The 18,054-nt window shown below is 55.8% G+C and carries 16 protein-coding genes and 2 tRNA genes; 8 read left to right on the forward strand and 10 right to left on the reverse strand.

Features of this window, described 5'->3' with window-relative positions; genetic code table 11:
* Window positions 1–564: 564 nt before the first annotated feature.
* The 3 genes from ACGYLX_RS08715 to ACGYLX_RS08725 all read right to left on the reverse strand — a co-directional run bounded on the left by ACGYLX_RS08715 (window position 565) and on the right by ACGYLX_RS08725 (window position 2,482).
* Window positions 565–1,815 (reverse strand): type II toxin-antitoxin system HipA family toxin, encoded by a 1,251-nt coding sequence (locus ACGYLX_RS08715; protein ID WP_394448677.1) that lies wholly within the window; start codon window positions 1,813–1,815, stop codon window positions 565–567.
* On the reverse strand, window positions 1,815–2,183 hold the full coding sequence (locus ACGYLX_RS08720; protein WP_394448680.1) for a helix-turn-helix domain-containing protein: 369 nt from the start codon (window positions 2,181–2,183) through the stop codon (window positions 1,815–1,817). The genes ACGYLX_RS08715 and ACGYLX_RS08720 overlap by 1 nt, the downstream gene beginning before the upstream one ends.
* 101 nt (window positions 2,184–2,284) lie before the next feature.
* Window positions 2,285–2,482 carry a hypothetical protein gene (locus ACGYLX_RS08725; RefSeq protein ID WP_394448682.1) on the reverse strand — a complete coding sequence of 66 codons (198 nt, stop codon included), beginning with the start codon at window positions 2,480–2,482 and terminating at the stop codon, window positions 2,285–2,287.
* 451 nt (window positions 2,483–2,933) lie between these two features.
* On the opposite strand from ACGYLX_RS08725, the gene ACGYLX_RS08730 reads away from it, so the two are divergent.
* Window positions 2,934–4,093 (forward strand): IS3 family transposase gene (locus ACGYLX_RS08730; protein ID WP_394448684.1). Its coding sequence is split into 2 segments (ribosomal slippage): window positions 2,934–3,183 and window positions 3,183–4,093, totalling 1,161 coding nucleotides; the frame shifts between segments, so codons are not numbered across the junction.
* A 341-nt stretch (window positions 4,094–4,434) separates the two neighbouring features.
* Window positions 4,435–4,620 carry a hypothetical protein gene (locus ACGYLX_RS08735; protein WP_394448687.1) on the forward strand — a complete coding sequence of 62 codons (186 nt, stop codon included), beginning with the start codon at window positions 4,435–4,437 and terminating at the stop codon, window positions 4,618–4,620.
* Between the two features lie 306 nt (window positions 4,621–4,926).
* On the opposite strand, the gene ACGYLX_RS08740 is transcribed toward ACGYLX_RS08735, so the two are convergent.
* The 6 genes from ACGYLX_RS08740 to ACGYLX_RS08765 all read right to left on the reverse strand — a co-directional run bounded on the left by ACGYLX_RS08740 (window position 4,927) and on the right by ACGYLX_RS08765 (window position 13,061).
* Window positions 4,927–5,003, reverse strand: a tRNA-Arg gene (locus ACGYLX_RS08740).
* A gap of 324 nt (window positions 5,004–5,327) precedes the next feature.
* Complete coding sequence (locus ACGYLX_RS08745; RefSeq protein WP_394448689.1) at window positions 5,328–7,484, reverse strand: AAA family ATPase; 2,157 nt, start codon at window positions 7,482–7,484, stop codon at window positions 5,328–5,330.
* On the reverse strand, window positions 7,485–7,955 hold the full coding sequence (locus tag ACGYLX_RS08750) for a hypothetical protein (protein ID WP_394448692.1): 471 nt from the start codon (window positions 7,953–7,955) through the stop codon (window positions 7,485–7,487).
* On the reverse strand, window positions 7,948–8,571 hold the full coding sequence (locus ACGYLX_RS08755; RefSeq protein ID WP_394448695.1) for a hypothetical protein: 624 nt from the start codon (window positions 8,569–8,571) through the stop codon (window positions 7,948–7,950). Before ACGYLX_RS08755 ends, ACGYLX_RS08750 begins: the two co-directional genes overlap by 8 nt.
* On the reverse strand, window positions 8,558–11,677 hold the full coding sequence (locus ACGYLX_RS08760) for a hypothetical protein (RefSeq protein ID WP_394448698.1): 3,120 nt from the start codon (window positions 11,675–11,677) through the stop codon (window positions 8,558–8,560). Before ACGYLX_RS08760 ends, ACGYLX_RS08755 begins: the two co-directional genes overlap by 14 nt.
* Window positions 11,670–13,061 (reverse strand): tyrosine-type recombinase/integrase, encoded by a 1,392-nt coding sequence (locus ACGYLX_RS08765; RefSeq protein WP_394448701.1) that lies wholly within the window; start codon window positions 13,059–13,061, stop codon window positions 11,670–11,672. The genes ACGYLX_RS08760 and ACGYLX_RS08765 overlap by 8 nt, the downstream gene beginning before the upstream one ends.
* A 314-nt stretch (window positions 13,062–13,375) precedes the next feature.
* Here ACGYLX_RS08765 and ACGYLX_RS08770 point away from each other — a divergent pair, with 314 nt between their 5' ends.
* Window positions 13,376–13,897: a superoxide dismutase family protein gene (locus ACGYLX_RS08770; RefSeq protein WP_394448704.1), complete on the forward strand. Its 522-nt coding sequence runs from the start codon at window positions 13,376–13,378 to the stop codon at window positions 13,895–13,897.
* 259 nt (window positions 13,898–14,156) lie between these two features.
* Here ACGYLX_RS08770 and ACGYLX_RS08775 read toward each other — a convergent pair.
* Window positions 14,157–14,231: transfer RNA gene (locus tag ACGYLX_RS08775), tRNA-Thr, on the reverse strand.
* Window positions 14,232–14,316: 85 nt separating this feature from the next.
* Between ACGYLX_RS08775 and ACGYLX_RS08780 the strand changes: the two genes are divergently transcribed.
* From ACGYLX_RS08780 to hisD, 5 genes are read left to right on the forward strand one after another with little or no spacing between them, the layout of a single operon-like run.
* Window positions 14,317–14,493: a hypothetical protein gene (locus tag ACGYLX_RS08780; RefSeq protein ID WP_168612795.1), complete on the forward strand. Its 177-nt coding sequence runs from the start codon at window positions 14,317–14,319 to the stop codon at window positions 14,491–14,493.
* 3 nt (window positions 14,494–14,496) lie between these two features.
* Window positions 14,497–15,768 (forward strand): UDP-N-acetylglucosamine 1-carboxyvinyltransferase, encoded by a 1,272-nt coding sequence (murA, locus tag ACGYLX_RS08785; protein WP_394448707.1) that lies wholly within the window; start codon window positions 14,497–14,499, stop codon window positions 15,766–15,768.
* Complete coding sequence (locus ACGYLX_RS08790; RefSeq protein ID WP_394448710.1) at window positions 15,765–16,235, forward strand: DUF2948 family protein; 471 nt, start codon at window positions 15,765–15,767, stop codon at window positions 16,233–16,235. Before murA ends, ACGYLX_RS08790 begins: the two co-directional genes overlap by 4 nt.
* Window positions 16,236–16,265: 30 nt before the next feature.
* Window positions 16,266–16,595: a hypothetical protein gene (locus ACGYLX_RS08795; protein ID WP_394448713.1), complete on the forward strand. Its 330-nt coding sequence runs from the start codon at window positions 16,266–16,268 to the stop codon at window positions 16,593–16,595.
* 50 nt (window positions 16,596–16,645) lie between these two features.
* Window positions 16,646–17,947: a histidinol dehydrogenase gene (gene hisD / locus ACGYLX_RS08800; RefSeq protein WP_394448716.1), complete on the forward strand. Its 1,302-nt coding sequence runs from the start codon at window positions 16,646–16,648 to the stop codon at window positions 17,945–17,947.
* Window positions 17,948–18,054: the final 107 nt, after the last annotated feature.

Raw genomic sequence — 18,054 nt, forward strand, 5'->3', positions numbered from 1 at the left:
AGTTGGGTGATGGTAGACTCTGACATGTGGCATATCCTTTTCTCAGCAGAGAATCGACGGCGTCTGAACACCGCCATGATATGCCGCCCCTCAGGGCATCACCAACTTTCGCACGTTTCTCGAACTCGTGCCTGCTTCGGAAGACCTGCCGGGACAATGGTCGGTCAAAGGTTCGAAACTATCCCTATTTGTTTGCAACGGGGTCGTCTCTTCAGTCTATGAGAAACGAGAAGGCGACCTTGAAGAGTTCGCTGCACTTGTTTTTTCGATGCAGTTTGAATTTGGCGAACCCGATATTCAGATCCTGAGCTATAGTAATGGGGCGGGAGATATATCGTCGATAGATGTGCGCTTCGAAAAAGGTGATCGCGGAGCCACAGTTCAGCTTCAAAGTATTGGCGGAGGCCGAACCTTCTCGGTAAATCATTGGATGGAAATCGAATGCCAATGATGACTTCGACTGTCCTGCAACGAAGGCAACAACGGGCTCAAAGCGGACGTAGCGCTTTGAGGCTCAGAAACGCTCAACCGTGGCGAAGCCCCTGAGAGATCGACGGCCGTTGATCAAAGGCTAAGAGCCTTCTCTGCCTCGCCGTGTTCAAAGGCCTTTGCGAGAGATATCAGTTCTTCTCTACCAACACCGAATTGCCGCATGAGTGGTCTCCACCGGTTGGCGATGAGTGAGGCCATCGCGCGCGCGCGCTTGCGCGCCTCGTTTTCCGATAGATCGAAAAACTCCGCAGCGGCCACCGCAAGATCGAGTGACGCCTTAAATGGCCCTCCTTCTATGATCGCCGTCTCGAGGTAGCGATGGCCGCCCGCTTGTGGGTTCACATCGAAGAGCGGGGAGATCTGCCAAAGGCCGTTGTCGGCATAGATGAATCCGTGGTTCTTCAGGTGATCATCCGTGTTGGTGACAAGGACGTTGAAGGTCATTCGCGCCCAAAGCTCATGCAGATCTGCCCGCGCAGCCTTACTGATCATCCGGATCGCCTCTGCGATCTCTGTATAGGAGCCTTGCTCCGCACCGGATCGATTAAGAGCGGTGCGGGCTGAAAAATAAGGGACACGCCTGCCCGCCCGCCGATCGAAGCGTCTGATCAGGGCCACTGGATGGCCAGAGTTTTCCAGCATTAGCCGTGCGTCTGGCGCACGCAGGCCGCATTCCCGCGCTAACTGTAGCGTCGCGACCTCGATGCGCTCGACAGGGCTTTGGTCTCCCAGGGACGAGAACTTAGCAATCCAGAGCGCGTCGCGGTCCTGCACAGTTGCCTTCGGTCGGGCGCCGCCAATCGAGCCGCCGGCGCCTGCGATCAGGCGCAGATCCTCGCTCGATAACTCTCGTCGTTGCTCGACCCTAACCGCAATCTGTCGGAGTGCGTCAAGCTGGTTGAGGTTCGGCACCGGTGCGCGATGTCCACTGATGATCCCGCCGTCTTCTCCAGTGAACCGGAGTGCGCCCGGACGCGTGGCATCATCCAGCAGGGCAAGCATGTCGAATTCACTGAGGCCCGCGCCGTGAACGCGCGCCATCAAGAGACGTCCCCATGTATCAGGGGTTGCATCCTGAAGGACTGAAGGCAGGCTGTCGCGCTGATCGCCACTGGATGCCTTAGACACATAGGAGGGCGTTAATCCGAGCGGCAGCTGAGGTGCGATCGCGAAGGCACGCGCATCGTTCAGCCAGCTCTCGAAATATTGAAATTCAGAATGATGGCGGCGCGACCCTTGGGTGAACCGCAGCTTACCGACTGGCAAGAGCGCGCTTCCAAGGCAGACATGGGTGACCTTCTGTTCCGGGGCGCCCGGGGCCATCAGAAGCCTACGCCTTCATCGTCATCGCCTTCGGCCTCGTGGCGGTTATCCGGAGCTCGTGCGCCGCCGCGCTTTACATAGGATATCCCCCGCTTGGGAATTGCGTCGAGTGCGAGGGACAGGCCCACAGCATCCTCTTCTATTCGCAGGATCTCCGCGAGGGCATCGGGCTCGCCGAGCGCCGCAAGCACCCCGGCCAGTTTCCCGATGCCCACGCCCGCATCGCCCCGCTCCAGACGCTGGATCGTCTTTTCTGACACGCCTGCGCGTTCGGCGAGATCGAGCATGGCAAGACGACGCGCGAGGCGCGCTTGTTTGATGTTACGGCCAAGGTTTACCAAAGCCCTCTGGGCACGAAGATTCGACATTACTGGTCTTATATGGCTTATAAATAGAATTACTGGTCAAATTTGTCCTATTAGACGATGAAATCCAACTAAAAAGGTGGGAGCTGGCTGATTGGCAGGGTCTATTCTCCAAGCCTGTTCTTGGCTTCGGGAAGGTCTTTGTCGTAAACAAGGTTCCCGTCCTCATCGAGGCCAACTCCAAGTCCAAGGCACCGCAGTCGTTCGAAAAACGCTTCCTCATCGGGCCCAGGCTGGCCCATCTTCTCTATAAACCATTCCTCCCACTTGGGGTCTGATTCATCCGGTTTTGGGTCTGTCATCCCAATGCTCCTACTCTGCTGAACTGAGTTTATCACAAAGTTGACGCTAAAACCGGGCGGCGCTAAATCCGCATCATTGCCGCCTAAACACAGTTGGTTGGAAAGCTTGATTGTGGATCAAGAGGGTTCAAAATCGAGATTAGCGGGTGCCCCGCACCCTCTTCTGCGACATGAGTCCTACATTGGCTGTAGCGCACATGAGAGAGTATGTGGAAGTGTCACTTGATGAAGGTGAGCGCCGAGGCCCAAGAGATCATTGTGCGGAAGAAGGCCAAACATGCGATCTGGGCAAGGAGATAAAGGATGGTGCACGTCGCATCGAAGATTCTCGGAACAGTGAACGCGCCATATGGTGCGAACCTATCCGCTTGTCAGCTTGCCACCGTGACCTGCCCCCCGCGAGATCCCTCACTTTAATGTAGAGTTTGCTCAACTACGAAGGAGCAAACATATGCGAAAGAGCCGTTTTACCGAGGCGCAGATTATTGGGATGATCAAGGAGCAAGAGGCAGGCATGCCGACAGCGGAAGTGTGTCGTCGCCACGGCCTGAGTCCCTCCACATTTTATAAGCTTAAAGCCAAATACGGGGGGATGGATGTTTCCGAAGCTGCCCGGCTGAAGTCTCTTGAAGATGAGAATGCCAAGCTTAAGCGGCTGCTGGCCGATACGATGCTCGACAATGTCGTGCTGAAAGATCTGCTGGGAAAGAACTGACGACATTGAGCAAGCGGCGGGAGGCAGCGCTTAGGGCAATGCGGGACCATGAGATCTCGCAACGTCGGGCCTGCAGGCTTGTCGGTGTCGACCCAAAGACGGTCCGGCGTGAACGCCCGCCGGACTGTGCTGAGATACGCAGGGAGATGCAGGAGGTCGCCGGCAAGCGGCGTCGGTTCGGCTACCGCCGGATCGGCGTTTTGCTCGAACGCAAAGGTATGATCATGAACCACAAGAAACTGTATCGGCTCTACCGTGAGGAAGGGCTTTCAGTGAAGCGGAGACGTGGTCGCAAGCGGGCCCAAGGCACGCGCACACCCATGCCGCAGGCAGTGCGCCCCAATGCACGGTGGTCGCTGGACTTTCTCTCCGACAGCTTCGGGGCTTCACGGAAGTTCCGTATTCTGGCGGTGATCGACGACTGCAGCCGCGAGAACTTGGGCCTAATTGCTGACACCAGCATCTCCGGCGCGCGTGTCGCTCGGGAACTGGACGCGCTGGTGCGGATCTACGGAAAGCCCGCTTGTATTGTCAGCGACAACGGGACCGAGTTCACCAGTAGGGCCATCCTGCGATGGGCCGACCAAAACGCCATTCCATGGCATTACATCGATCCCGGCAGGCCGCAGCAGAACGCCTTCATCGAGTCATTCAACGGCAACCTGCGCGATGAACTTCTGAATGAGGAGATTTTCGACACTCTGGATGATGCGCGGCGGAAGCTGGCCCTATGGCGCTACGACTACAACACCGTCAAGCCACACTCATCGCTCGGAAACCAGACGCCAAAGCAAGCGCGGCAGGCGCTTGAGCAATTGGAGGGCTCCGCGCCCGCCGCGCTTGCCCAATCCGGAACCCCCAACTATCAAAACCAAACCTGCAAACTCTCGTTATGAGTGAGGGACCAATGGGGGGCAGGTCAACCGCAATCTCTGACATTGAGGCTGCTCAGTCCTTCATGGGGCCGGCCTTCTCCTTCTTCTCTGAAGTCTCCCCGGAGCTTCAGGTGTCCTTCGTGTCAGAAATGGGACTGCCCCATGACAAGGTGCGGCAGGTCGCGAAGCACCTTCAGACACTTTGCCCGTTCCCATTGGCACTCGCTAAGTAGCAGCGCGTCTTCGTCACAAGCGAAAGGAACCCCATGTAAAAACGTGTGGTTCGTTATGCTCTGCGACAGAACCGTGCTATATGCTATCTTGTTCAGTGTGGACATGGGCGACGGCTTAAAGGAGAGGACATGGCTACTATTGACATCATCGTGGCGATCGCGTCGGTCGTTTTGGCTGTCGTGACCATCGCCTATATGGCCTACTTGGCTCGGGTGAGCGGCCGAGATCGACCGCACGATCCGGAGCGCCTGCGCCGCTTTATTGCGAATGCGCCCTACCAACTTGATGGTCAAGTGCATGACCAGAGCAGATGACCAGTTCTCTGGATTGACCTCCTTCCCGTGGGTTTAGGCGAAATTTTAGAATTACCTGAATACCTCAAGGTGCTGAACCACTCGGAGAGGATAGGAGACCGAACACCCATAGCAAAGCTCTTCGGGGTTGGTCTGCGACTGGATCGGGCATTTTGAATAGCACCAGAGTTTCTACCCAACTTGGACGACATAAGCTTCCGCGGGCGCCAGCGCGGTATCGGAGAAGGGCTCACCTCATTGTTGATCGCAGATGAGGCGTATGTGTTGCGCCTTCTTCGGAGGAAGTCGACGTCCAAGTCAGGCGGCTGGCGACCCGGGGAGGACTCGAACCCCCGACCAAGAGCTTAGAAGGCTCCTGCTCTATCCAGCTGAGCTACCGGGCCACGCGGTTTCTACTACCACCATGACAGGGGGCTGAAAAGTTAAAACGGAAGAAGAAACTTATTCAATTCATGAAGTTTTAATCGTCAATCGCCGGGCAGGGTCGGGTCTTATCCAGGCTCTCAGATACTTTGTATCTGTGCCCAACGCGTCGCTAAAAACCGACCCACTCGTCTCGGTTTTCTAAACGCTCTTCGGTGGCCAGCCTGGAGCCTTCGACCCTTTACATATCCAAAGCGCTCTTTTTCGGCTTTGCCTCGTTCCGGCCGCCCGAGGGCCGCCAGAACAAGCCAATTTGAACCGCGCTTGGTTACGTAAACCCCGCCCTAATTGAGAGCCAGCGCAAAGCCGGTTTGGCGCGAAGATCGGCGCTCAATGATCTTCGGCAAGTCACTCGGCGCCCCCACTATCAAGACATGCTGCCTCGCTCGTGTAATAGCTGTATACAGCCATTCGCGCGTGATCATGGGTGCATTTTCCAATGCTACAATGACTGCGGGAGAAGCCGAACCCTGACTTTTGTGGCATGTAACGGCATAAGCGAGAGACACATCCAGGCCCATCTCTGGGGGGACCGGCTTGCTCGAAATCAAATCATCTCCATCCCAAGTGATCTCAATCTGAGGATAAATCCGGGCTACCCTTCCCAGCTGCCCGTTAACAACGCCATGCTTATAGTGATTACGTGTGCAGATCACAGGATCATTTGGGTAGACCCTGGCGTGCACACCAAGGCGCTTGGAGCCCTCGTAGTTCGGCGCAATCATTCGATCGTTGAATCGCTTGACGGTCTCGTTCATTCCAGCTGCAACGAGGATATCGTCGATATTCCTAAACCGTCTCAGGTCTGCATATCGCGCCTCCAAAGTATCAAGGAGTTGCGATTTGGATGCACTGACGAACTGAACTCCCTCTGTTTGCCCTGTATAGTCTTCGATTTCGGGCACGCCCCCAGCCCGGATAATTGAAGCGATCACAGGGATACTGGACCCATCAACCTGCCTAAGAGGTTTCGTCAGGTATGAAGTAATCTTTTCCTTCTCAACAAGAGAGTGGAAGGTCGCTCCAAAGCCGATAGGCGGAAGCTGATGGGCATCACCAACCATTAACAAGCGAACGGTATCGTGCGTCCGCAATTCGGCCAATAGTTCATACAGCGTTGGCGTATCGATCATACTCGCTTCGTCGAGAATAATCATAGTATTGGCATGGATCTGTTCAATCCCCTCAACAGCCTTCCCATCGGACAGGTCCCGAAGCTTTGACAGGAGTCTCGCAATAGTTGTCGCAGCGCGAAGATGGTCTCTTTCACTTACCGACTTGGTTAGCTGCAATGCAGCCTTGCCACTCAATGCAGCAAAAACAACATCTCCACCCAGATACTCCCAAGCATGCGTAACCGCCGCCATCACCGTCGTTTTGCCGACTCCAGCTCCGCCCTGCAAACATGCCAGCGGCCGAGATAGGATTTCTCGGATGGTTGTCGTTTGCTCTGGAGTGAGAGCAAAATCTATACTTCTTTGCGCATGTTCAAGCGCGGCTTCGATATTCTGTTCGGGAACGCGTTTTCCGGCCATATGGATATCAGCCAACATCGCAGAAGCGCTATCCTCGAGAAAGCGGGTTGCAGCAGGACGGAGACCATTGGACGCTTCAATTAGCTTCCCAGCAGCCAACCCGTGCTCAACCATCTTGGAACGATTGACACCTGAAGGTGCGAGGCTTTTCCATCTGTCCCGGCTCGCGATTGTATCACCTTTAGCGAGCAGCTTTTTGGTGGCAATATCGACGGCACCAAGATAGCGCTCAACATCTTTCTCAGGGTTTACAACTCCTTTGGAACGTAGAACCCGCAAGCCAAGTTCGTCGGCCTCTTTCCAGTTCAAGAGCGCCGCAGCCAGATATGGGTTGTCCATTATCGCGTCTCCGCTCGGAGACTGCCCCAAAAGTCTCCAGAGCCTATTGGCAACGCGCCGATCGTTCATGCCAAGGGCATCGAGCTTTGAGTAGAAGTCGTATTCCCTTGTGACAATGCCTTCTTCGACATTCTTACTTGCGAACTCGGCTTGGACCAGTGCGGCGATCTTTCGTCCCAAGGCTGGTCGATCACCTTGAATTACTATGGCGAGGTCATCGAGGCGTTCTGGATCTGACAGAACATTCTCAACCTCTGAGCCGAATGCCTCCACGATTTTTTTCGCACGAGACTGACCTACTCCCGTCAGCTTGGTAAGGAAGGTGCGAAGCAAATAGCCAGATGTTTTGACGCGTCGTATTGATGCAACTTCAATCTGCTTGTGCACTCGCCCATAGTGATCGCGATACTCGCCTTCTATGCCATCCACACGATACGTTTCGCCGGCTATCGGGAACAAGGGTAGATCGCTTACTACTACGCGAAACTTAGAGCCGTGCGCATTCTCAGCGCCGAAGATGACTCCTTTTGCCAACTGATTGACTATTGATGTGACGACCAGTTCCATCTACTTCACCCGCGGCATGATGCCTTGTCGAACGAGTTGCATTTGTTCGCGGAGCGATTGAACTTCTCGGGTTAGCGCCGCGTTCTGTTGTTCACTCTCGTTGAGCCTCTGAAGGACAGCTGCATAATCTGCCTTCGCCTTGATAGCGTTTTCGCGAGCTAACTTTGCTTGCTTTGTCACCCCGGCAATTCGCTCGGCTGCGAGCTCATCAATATCGCGCCCTGCATCTTGGCCTCTATACAGCCTTGCATTAATCTCGGAGATTTGGTCACGAAGGTTTTCATCCTTAGTGAAGTATTGTTTATCGTGTTCCCTAACTTGATACTTCCCCTCGCCCTTAGTAACTTCAATGAGGAGAACGGTAAGGTTCTTGAGGTCTATACGCCCCTGGTTATTGGTGGGATATTCGCCTTCAAACTTTGCAAGGCCGTAAAGTAGGCGCTGAGGTCCACCAATTTTCTGATTAGCCATTTCCTAACCCCTCCATCTTGCACCACTCGACATAGGGCTGAGCAAGATTCGATCCGGCAACCACCTCGTTCCCATCGATGGCCGTCCTATCTTCAATGGTATTTTTGTCAAAGTTTACCTCGTAATATGCATGGGATACGAGTGCGTTAACCAACTGATACGTTTGGAGTCGTTCCTGCTCCCTGTTTTCTGCCACCCCTTTTTCCGCGTTGTTGAAAGGGATCTGGGTGGGAGAACTTTCAATGTCTTTCATTTTTCCGATAAAGGCACGCAAACGATCGTTGTCTGTTGAGACGTTGCTGAGACGAAGTTCGAGCTCCGTCACTTTGTGCCTTAGCTCATTCAGTTCGGCTTCCGCCCTCGACATGTATCCAGATCTGCTACCTTGCTCGTTAATGTATTTTATTAAGAGCGCCCGGTATACTCTGTTGCGCCTCAGGGTAACGTCTGTGAGCCGGGTTGCATTAGATATGGCTTGCGACAGCGCCGTAATGGATTGGAAATTTGCGCGAGTTTCCTTCAGCTTTGCGAGTTCTTCCTCAATCAACGCTTTGTTTTGGCATACAAGGGTATCTTGATACGCCCGCGCATTTTTTGAACCCTTAGGAGCTGGCATTGATTTGCCTCCCTTCTGGCTTGGCGTCCGATATGAGCGATGCGACTTCTCGTTCGATAAGCTCCCCTGCTTGATCCCAAGTCATGCCAAGCGCTTTCAGGCGAGACTTGATCAAGCTGTATAGCGCCATCAGCTCTTCATTCTCGTCGGCGAAAATCTCTTGTTCAGACATGGCCAGTTTCCTCGCCAATCTGGATGCTTGCCGTTGGAGAACTTCATCGCTCATCGAAGGATACATCTTCGCATCGACAATACGATCAACGAGGAATTGGGCCGGCTCCACCTGGCGAACTACGCGTTTAAGATGCAGCTTAATTATGTCCGGGCTACCGGTTACAATACCTTCGAAGTTCTTCTCATGAAGCAGACGACGGAGTGTCATGCTTGCGTCCTGCCAGCCAACCAGCTGGTAGCTGTCAGTCATCAGATTGCCGTGGAGCCACCTCAGGTGCGCTTGGTCTGCCCCAGACTGCTTCGCCCTCACCAGCGCGGCGCTTGTGGCCTGTATGCGGGCTGTGAGCCGCCTACACTCTGCCTCGATTGCTGGGAGGTGGTCTACAGACTTGCATGCCAGCTTACAGGTCCCACAACGCATGGGGCCTCCGGCAGCCAAGATTACGTCATCTGGACATACTTCTCCGGCCACACAGATGTGAGTATCGCGGAACACCATTTCTGCTGCCTGGCTCGATTTAAGTAGTTCAACACCCATAGGGTCTTTGTCACTGGTCTCTGACTCATGAAGGTCTCGCAAGCTGCTGATGCCGAACCGTCGTATTACGTCCTCTCTGTCATGATCCGGCGACGTGAGTTGTGATCGCAACTCGGAAATCGGAGACGAGGCATTCAACTGCGGCCGTTCATGGTGCTTAAGGATGTCGACGATCTTCTCGACCTCCGGGACGTCGTAATACGCCGTAACCACCGGATCGTTGTGCCCAACGAGATCGGCCAGAATTACGTATTCGGTCGAACCAGAACGCCGAGTCACAAAACTTGCCCTTAGGGCGTGAGGAGTATGGACCGCCGACCAATTAAGTCTACAAAAGGGAGGACAGCCGTGCGGGGATATTCCGGGGTCGTCCTCTTTCGGTGGCTTGACCCGAATGAGAGGCTTGAAGGCAATGCCATTGTCTTGCAGAAAACCCTGCATGCCGAGCAGGATATCCTCCCAAACCTTCAGATAGCCTTGATCGGAAATGACAGAGCCGTCTTCATTGGCGAAGAACGGCACCAAGGGTTCGAACGGAGAAGCAGAGCGCCCTTCATAATCAAGTGCAATCTCAGGGATCCCCTTTGCCGCCCTATGGTCCTGTTGGCGCGTCAGCATTTCGACCACACGAGACAACACGCGTATATCTTTGGTTTGCCCTGTTTTATCAGTATTGACATGTATGAGCTTGATGGGATCGTCTTCGCTGTAATCGTCGAGATGCTTGGCCCAGCTATCTTTGTCGAGCCATTGCGACGACTGCGCGCGCAGACCAGTTTCAAGAACAAATGTCAATAGCCGAAGCGCGCTAAGATTTATTCCTCTTGCTGCCCTATGTGTTCCCACAATGATGCGCTGCGGAATTCGCGATATCTTAAATATCTCGTTCTTGTAGGAAACGTTAAACTCTACATCGAGATTGGTGAGGTCGATGTAATGATCAGTGGACCTATTGCTAAAGATGCAAACATTGCCTGCAATTTCTGGGCGCGCATCAAGATACATGCCAATGCGCTCCAGTTCATGGACATAGTGGAATAGGAGCGGATATATCTCTTCCGAGAACGGGATTTTCGTAGTTCCGGAAGGTCGCCGCACAAATGGAAAATCCCTCCTTGTGATTGGACACCTGAAGCCCGGACCAGCGATATCCGAAAACGCCTCCGAATTAAGGCTCATCTCAACCCACTGAAAGAAATCTTCAACTGTATAGAGAACGCCCTTCCTTGAGGAAGCCGCCAAGCCGCGCTTTTCGAGATACTGAAGATAAGTAGGGAACGACTCTGGGCGAAGCGTTTGATCGACGAAGGGATATCGCGTGAACTCTTTTGGAGACGCAGGCACAGAAAAGGGCTCGGACGAGTGCATTGAATACGTAGGGAGCAATACCGAGAGGTAGTCAGCAAGAGTATACAAGTGCTTCTTTTTCGGATGGGTGGCAGTTCGCCCTGTTTGCTCCCGGTGGATGAGGTATTGAGAGAAGAGCTTATCCCAAGTCTTGATGGTTCCCACAGGGGGGCTAAGCCCATCCAGCTCCAATTGCGGATGAATAAAAAAGAAGCTATCCCCCGTTCGCTGGCGAGGAGACATAAAAGCGCCTGCCTCCGGTGCGCTTGCCTCGTTTGACTTCGACTGCCCTCTCGACTTCAGCCTTTCTCTGGCGATGGAAGTAAATTCGGCAGTCTTCGTATTCTCGAAGGCTTTTTGGTCGAAGCTAATATATCCGCGATCTTTGAATATCGTAACCGCTCTTTCGACCGACGAGGGGTTTCCTTTATTGCTTGTAATCTTGTCGGAGATAAAAACATGAAGTCGCGCCGCTTCATTTGCTTCGATGTCGGAGAATTCAATCCAATTTGTGCTATATATCCAGCTCAGTGAATACTGATTCATATACTTCTGAACATGCGGCCCGAACCTGCTAAGCTCTTCGGCATCTGGCTTATAGCTGGCCAATGCCTTTAGGATCTCGGAAGGGCTCCCCTTCCTCATCTCCTCGGTTATGCACTTCTGCATCGAGATACCGGGCGGTAAAATGACATCGCTCTTGAGCCACGCGTTGTATAGAACCAAACGGCAGAAGTTGCGGATCTTGTTTCGAGATTGCGCCGTTTCGGCATACGAGTAGTATTTGCAGGACTGAACGATTTTATCATCGACCCGAGGCCTGCGATTTGCGATCTCGCAAAAGGATTTTATGACAGAAAGAGGATTGTCCTGTTGAGTTATTGAGTTAGCCACATCCTCTGCGAGCTTGATTTTCCTTATTTCCCCTCTACTGGGTTCTGCGCCAGCTATTTGCCTAATATGAGAGAGAGCTGAATCTATATGCGCGAAAAGCTGGCCGATGGTTAGGCTATCCGAGACGATTGGTTCGCCGGTTAGGTTAATCATTCCCTATTTGCCTCGCAGCTACGGCCTTATTCAAACGATCGGCGTGATCTGAATATTTGTTGGCCATCCATTTTATCAAGTGATCGATCTCTGGAGCCTCATTCATGGCATGCATGTTCATGAGCAAGATCTTTGCATCGAGTGCAAGCTTGTCCTGGCGGGCATATTTCAGTGTAGATATAAGTTGTTCATGCCCCATTAGCCGCTGAACCTCGACTGGTCTCAGGCCATATTGATTGTTGCCCAGTGGCACATAATTAAGCATGAATGTGCCATAGAAGTGGCGTAGTGAATGGGGGGTAAGACCAGTTAGGCGTGCGTCTTCGCTCGGCAACCGTTTCTGGACTCGCCGAACTGCCCGCTTGAACGATTGAATTCTATTTTTGTCGGCCACGCCAATATATGGGCTTCGATCACCTCTCAGCTGCTGAAACACGAGGCTTTGGTTTGGGACGGGCATATACTCGGTTCTGATGTAACGTTCCAACGTCTGGAAGAAGCGATCTCGCAGGATTGGAATGAAGTATGTTTCACTTACCGCGCGGCCCTTCCATCTTCTCCGGAGTTCATCAGGCATCTGACTGGCGAAACGGCGGTTATCGGGGTCTTCAACGACTACTTTTCTGCGTTCAAAGTCAATGTGATCCATCTCCAATAGGAGAGCCTCATGGGGTCGAACGCCCGTTCCCGCTGACAGTGCCCACAATGCTTCATCTCTTGCGCATGATGCACAGTCGAGTAGAGAGAGGATGTATTCTGCCGGGAAGTCCTTGTCTCGATTGGGGCTATTGTCCTTGCCACTTACCTTCACGATCTTCCCGCGAGCTACCTTAGGATGATGGTTCATGACATTTACCATCATGCTGCTTTGATAAATTCTCTTTATCTCAGCTCCGGATCTTTGACGTGTGGTCTCTTGGAAAACCTGCTTGGAAGGGCCTTCAGATATACTTCCTTCCCATTCCTCGATTTGCTGCAAGTGCAATGCGTGACCTTCGCTTTCAAGTATGAACTTGTTGATTGCCGTTGCATGGTTCTTTGCAGCTGCTTTGGTTAGCCTCTTTTGCCCGAGTATTTTGCGCGAGATGATGTCGAAATCGCCACGCGCGTTCGCACCCGCCAATCTCGCAGGCAGGTAGCCCTTAATGGCAGCCTGCAGTTCGAGCTGCCTGGAAGGAAAGCCAAACACTTTCGCTTCAGTCAAATAGTCCAGGAATGATGCTATATGATTTGAATAGGTCGTTACCGTCGAAGGACTAAGTCCTTCGCGAATGAGACTATTTACGAAAAGGTCGAATGCTTGAACTGAACCTCCCGCGTTGTCGAGGAGAATGAATGTTTCATAGCGCCCAGTCTGTCGTGCCAAACGAGTGTAATTCTTCATTTGTTCCGACCCCATTAAGTTTGGTGGACCACCTTAGAGGTTAATGTGTATCAGTCAACACCTGCGTATATCTTCGGAAAAAAGCATTTAGTTCAGTCACTTATCTGGAATACGGAGGGCGATTAAGATGTTTTTAATGTCTGGGTAACATAAGAACCCTCGGCCTGCCGATTAGAAGTCGGCTGCTCTATCCAGCTGAGCTAAGGGAGCACTCGGCCGCTTATAGGGGCAAGCCTCGCCCTGCATCAAGAGGAACCCGACGCGGTCCGGGTGGGTTGAGCCGTCATCGGACATATAACCCAAAGGAGGAAGCCATGTATCTGCGCAATATCCTACTCGGGGCCGCTTTGGCCACAACAGGCGCCGTGGCGGCGCAGGCCGAAAGCCATATGCAAACGGCGGCGACAGCTCAGGTCGCTGGCAATTCTAACGATATTTCAGGCAATGTTTCGCTGAACACGACCGTATCGGGCCGCGCCTTGGTCAAAATCGACGTGACCGGCGTGCCTGCGGGCACCCACGGCGTGCACTTGCATGAGACCGGCGATTGTTCGGCCGAGGATTTCAAATCCGCCGGTGGTCATATCGCGGGGGACCGCAAGCACGGTGTGCTCGTCGAAGGTGGGCCGCATCCCGGTGATATGCCCAATATGGTCGTGGGTGAAGATGGGGTGCTGGAAGCCGAAGTCTTTCTCGACCTGCTCGATATTGAGACCATGATCAAAGATGAGGACGGTGCGGCCTTCATCATTCACAGCGGCGCAGACGATTACGAATCGCAGCCTTCGGGCGACGCGGGTTCGCGTATTGCTTGTGGCGTGTTTGAGGCGTCGTAATTTGATGTGAGTTTTTGGCGCCTCCGTCCGGGGTTATCGGGGCGGGGGTGTCGATTCGATGTATAGGTTAGGCGTGTAGCGTTGGCTCTAAAGAAACGAGCGGCACTCTCGCGGGGGTACTTCGATAACTAAGGGAAGTTTCATGGTGCTGCTAGAGAGAATTGAACTCTCGCACTCAGACTGACGCGTAGCGTCGGGCGTAAGTCGAGAGACCGGCGCTCGTGCTAGACGTCACATATCCGGAAATAAGGGAGTTTCATGGTGCTGCTGGAGAGAATTGAACTCTCGACCTCTCCCTTACCAAGGGAGTGCTCTACCTCTGAGCTACAGCAGCGCCGTGGGCGGGTGACTAGCCGCAATCGAAAGGGGGCGCAACCCCTGATCTGGACCCTTCTTGCCCCCTGCGCTAGATAGGCGGCATGGCAAAGCAAAACGCCCCGGAAAAGAACGCGAAAACACCCTCTGCGCGGGAGGCGCGGCTGAAAGCTGCGCTCAAGGCAAATATGGCGCGGCGCAAGGCGCAGGCGCGTGCGCGGGCCGAGGATGTGGCGCAGGATACAGGCAATGGCCCCGAGGGGCCGGAAAAGGACAGCTGAACGATGGATTCCATTCTGGTCAGGGGCGGCGGTGCGCTCAACGGGCAAATTCCCATCGCGGGTGCTAAAAACGCCTGTCTGGCGCTGATGCCCGCGACATTGCTAAGCGAAGAGCCGCTGACGCTGACCAACGCGCCGCGTCTGAGCGATATTCGCACGATGACACAGCTTTTGCAGTCTCTGGGTGCCGAAGTGGCCGCGATGCAGGACGGCAAGGTCATCACCATGGCAAGCCATGGGGAGATCAACACACGGGCCGAATATGACATCGTCCGCAAGATGCGCGCGTCGAATCTGGTCTTGGGGCCGCTTTTGGCGCGGGAAGGCCATGCCGAAGTCTCGCTCCCCGGCGGCTGCGCGATTGGTGCGCGCCCGATGGACATTCACACCGACGGTCTGGCCAAGATGGGGGCGGAGATCGACCTGCGGGACGGCTATCTTCATGCCAAGGCCGCGGGCGGCAAGCTCAAGGGGGCGGTGATCGACTTCCCCTTCGCCTCTGTCGGGGCGACCGAGAATATCCTCATGGCCGCCACCCTCGCCAAGGGGACGACCGTCATCAACAACGCCGCGCGCGAGCCTGAGATCGTCGATCTGGCGGATTGTCTGCGGGCCATGGGCGCGCAGATCGAAGGCGATGGCACCTCCAGCATCACCATTCAGGGAGTCGACAGCCTGCATGGCGCCACCCATAAGGTCGTGACCGACCGGATCGAGCTTGGCACCTATATGCTGGCCCCCGCCTTCTGCGGCGGTGAGGTTGAGCTTCTGGGCGGGCGAATCGACCTGCTGGAGGCGTTTTGCGAAAAGCTCGACGCGGCGGGCATCGACGTGAGTGAGACTGGTGCGGGCCTCAAGGTCGCACGGCGCAACGGGCGGATTTCGGCAGTGGATGTCACCACAGAGCCGTTCCCCGGCTTCCCGACCGATCTTCAGGCGCAGATGATGGCGCTGCTCTGTACGGCTGAAGGCACCTCGGTTCTGGAAGAAAAGATTTTTGAGAATCGTTTCATGCACGCGCCTGAGCTGATCCGCATGGGCGCGCGGATTGATGTGCAGGGTGGCACGGCCAAGGTCACCGGGGTCGAAAAGCTCAAAGGGGCGCCGGTTATGGCGACCGATTTGCGGGCGTCGATTTCCCTCATTCTTGCCGGGTTGGCCGCCACTGGGGAGACCACGGTCAGCCGGGTCTACCACCTTGATCGCGGCTATGAGCATGTGGTCTCCAAACTGCGCGGCGTTGGGGCGGATATCGAAAGGATCAGCGACAAATGACCGAAGATGCACGTTTCGAAGATGGCCGCGAAGCGCCGCTGAACCTTGGCGCATTGGATGCCGAGGATCTGACGGTGATCGCCTCGCTGACCCAAGACGCGGTCTTTCCCGCCTCCGAAATGCGCTGGCACCGCGCGGGCGCGCGCTTTGCGCTGCTGCTGAACCGCTTGCGGCATGAGGATACGGGGGCGGCGCGTCATGCGCCCGAACGGGTGCAATCGGTGCTGATGTTCAACAACGTGCAACGTGTCGCCAGCCAAGGTGTGCCGCAGGGCGATGCCGATACGATTCTCTCGCTCCTCGACATCGCGTTTGAAGAGGGCAACGCGCCCTCGGGCCATGTGACGCTGACATTGGCCGGAGACGGCGCGATCCGGTTGCAGGTCGAAGCGCTTGAGGTAACGCTCAAGGACGTGACCCGCCCCTATGTCGCCCCGTCCAAGAAACGGCCCGTTCACCCTGAGTGACGCCGCCGCATGGCGGGCAAGGATCGCAAGATGCCTGAACTGAAACAGAATAGATTTACCCGGGGCCGGATCACCGCGCTGCTGACCGAGGTGTCCGGTTGGGCACTGGTCCTCTTGGGCTGCGTCTTGGGCGCGGCGCAACTCATCGCGTCGCTCTCGGTCGCGACTTTGGTGGTGCCGCTTGCGCTGGTCTCGGGCGGTCTCTCCGCCATTTTGGTGGCGCAGGTGGCGCGTGCGATTTTCGACAATGCCCAAGACACCCGCGCCATGCGACTGGCGCAGCGCTCCGCCCCCGCTGCCACCTCTAAAACCGCGGGCCTGCGGGCCGAGCCGAGCCTGCGCCGCCCGCAGGCGTCTTAACATTTTTGGGCCAGCCCTGCGCGGCGGCTCCTCTACGAAAGCTTGAACCCATGCCTGTCACGCTCGATGCCTCCGCTGCCGATTTCGAAGCGGCTTTTGACAAACTGCTAAACGCCAAACGCGAGGACAGCCCCGATGTCGATGCCGTGGTGGCCGAGATCATTTCCGATGTGCGCGCCCGTGGCGATGCCGCCGTGATCGACCTGTCGCAGAAATTCGACCGCGTGACCCTGACCGCCCAGACCCTGCGCATCAGCGCGGAAGAGGTCGACGCCGCCGTGGCCGAAGTCTCTCCCGAAGACCGCAAGGCGCTGGAACTCGCCGCCGACCGCATCCGCGCCTATCACGCCCGGCAATTGCCCGAGGATGCGGAATGGACCGACCCCGATGGCGCCACGCTGGGCTGGCGCTGGACGCCGGTTTCTGCCGCGGGGCTCTATGTGCCGGGCGGGTTGGCAAGCTACCCATCCTCGGTGCTGATGAACGCGGTCCCGGCCAAAGTGGCGGGAGTGGCCCGTCTGGCCATGGTCGTACCGACGCCCGATGGCGTGCTGAACCCGCTTGTACTGCTGGCCGCCCGCATCGCCGGGGTGGATGAGATTTACCGCATCGGCGGCGCGCAGGCCGTGGCGGCGCTGGCCTATGGCACCGAAACGATCCCCCCGGTGGACAAGATCACCGGCCCCGGCAACGCTTTCGTCGCCGCCGCCAAACGCCGCGTTTTCGGCAAGGTCGGCATCGACATGATCGCGGGCCCATCCGAGATCCTCGTCATCGCCGATGGAGAGAATGATCCCGATTTCATCGCCCTCGATCTGCTCAGCCAAGCCGAACATGACGAGAGCGCGCAGAGCATCCTGATCACCACTGACCCTGCCTTTGCCCGCGCGGTGGAAGAGGCGGTTGAGAAACGTCTGCTCACCCTCGAACGCCGCGTCATCGCGGGCGCAAGCTGGCGCGACAATGGGGCGATCATCACCGTGCCGGACCTCGACGCCGCCGCCGCCCTCAGCAACCGCATTGCGCCCGAGCACCTTGAGCTTTGCGTCGCGGACCCGAAGGCGCTGTCGGACAAGATCACCCATGCGGGCGCGCTCTTCCTTGGCCAATGGACGCCCGAGGCGATTGGCGATTACGTTGGCGGGCCGAACCACGTGCTGCCTACGGCGCGCTCGGCGCGTTTCTCCTCTGGCCTGTCGGTGCTGGATTTCATGAAGCGGACGACGCTGGCGCAGATGTCGCCCGAGGCGCTCAAGGCCATCGGCCCCGCGGCTGAGCGGCTGGCCCAGTCGGAAAGCCTTGAGGCGCATGGCCTGTCGGTCACCGCGCGTCTGCGCAAACTTAACGACTAGGGCAGCGGGCGCAGAGTGCCCTTGCCTGCGCGCTCTGACGCATCGTCAGATGCGCCGCAGGGGGACATTCGCAAGCGCCCCCTGCGCTCGCGCATTGCCCCCTTCCC

Origin of the sequence: Sulfitobacter sp. 1A13496 (assembly GCF_043557225.1) — a bacterium.
GTDB lineage: Bacteria > Pseudomonadota > Alphaproteobacteria > Rhodobacterales > Rhodobacteraceae > Sulfitobacter > Sulfitobacter faviae.

Excerpts from the sequence above, each read along its gene's own strand:
- ACGYLX_RS08715 (WP_394448677.1), bottom strand. The coding sequence starts at position 1,815 with ATGGCCCCGGGCGCCCCGGAACAGAAGGTCACCCATGTCTGCCTTGGA.
- ACGYLX_RS08720 (WP_394448680.1), bottom strand. The coding sequence starts at position 2,183 with ATGTCGAATCTTCGTGCCCAGAGGGCTTTGGTAAACCTTGGCCGTAAC.
- ACGYLX_RS08725 (WP_394448682.1), bottom strand. The coding sequence starts at position 2,482 with ATGACAGACCCAAAACCGGATGAATCAGACCCCAAGTGGGAGGAATGG.
- ACGYLX_RS08735 (WP_394448687.1), top strand. The coding sequence starts at position 4,435 with ATGGCTACTATTGACATCATCGTGGCGATCGCGTCGGTCGTTTTGGCT.
- ACGYLX_RS08745 (WP_394448689.1), bottom strand. The coding sequence starts at position 7,484 with ATGGAACTGGTCGTCACATCAATAGTCAATCAGTTGGCAAAAGGAGTC.
- ACGYLX_RS08750 (WP_394448692.1), bottom strand. The coding sequence starts at position 7,955 with ATGGCTAATCAGAAAATTGGTGGACCTCAGCGCCTACTTTACGGCCTT.
- ACGYLX_RS08755 (WP_394448695.1), bottom strand. The coding sequence starts at position 8,571 with ATGCCAGCTCCTAAGGGTTCAAAAAATGCGCGGGCGTATCAAGATACC.
- ACGYLX_RS08760 (WP_394448698.1), bottom strand. The coding sequence starts at position 11,677 with ATGATTAACCTAACCGGCGAACCAATCGTCTCGGATAGCCTAACCATC.
- ACGYLX_RS08765 (WP_394448701.1), bottom strand. The coding sequence starts at position 13,061 with ATGAAGAATTACACTCGTTTGGCACGACAGACTGGGCGCTATGAAACA.
- ACGYLX_RS08770 (WP_394448704.1), top strand. The coding sequence starts at position 13,376 with ATGTATCTGCGCAATATCCTACTCGGGGCCGCTTTGGCCACAACAGGC.
- ACGYLX_RS08780 (WP_168612795.1), top strand. The coding sequence starts at position 14,317 with ATGGCAAAGCAAAACGCCCCGGAAAAGAACGCGAAAACACCCTCTGCG.
- murA (WP_394448707.1), top strand. The coding sequence starts at position 14,497 with ATGGATTCCATTCTGGTCAGGGGCGGCGGTGCGCTCAACGGGCAAATT.
- ACGYLX_RS08790 (WP_394448710.1), top strand. The coding sequence starts at position 15,765 with ATGACCGAAGATGCACGTTTCGAAGATGGCCGCGAAGCGCCGCTGAAC.
- ACGYLX_RS08795 (WP_394448713.1), top strand. The coding sequence starts at position 16,266 with ATGCCTGAACTGAAACAGAATAGATTTACCCGGGGCCGGATCACCGCG.
- hisD (WP_394448716.1), top strand. The coding sequence starts at position 16,646 with ATGCCTGTCACGCTCGATGCCTCCGCTGCCGATTTCGAAGCGGCTTTT.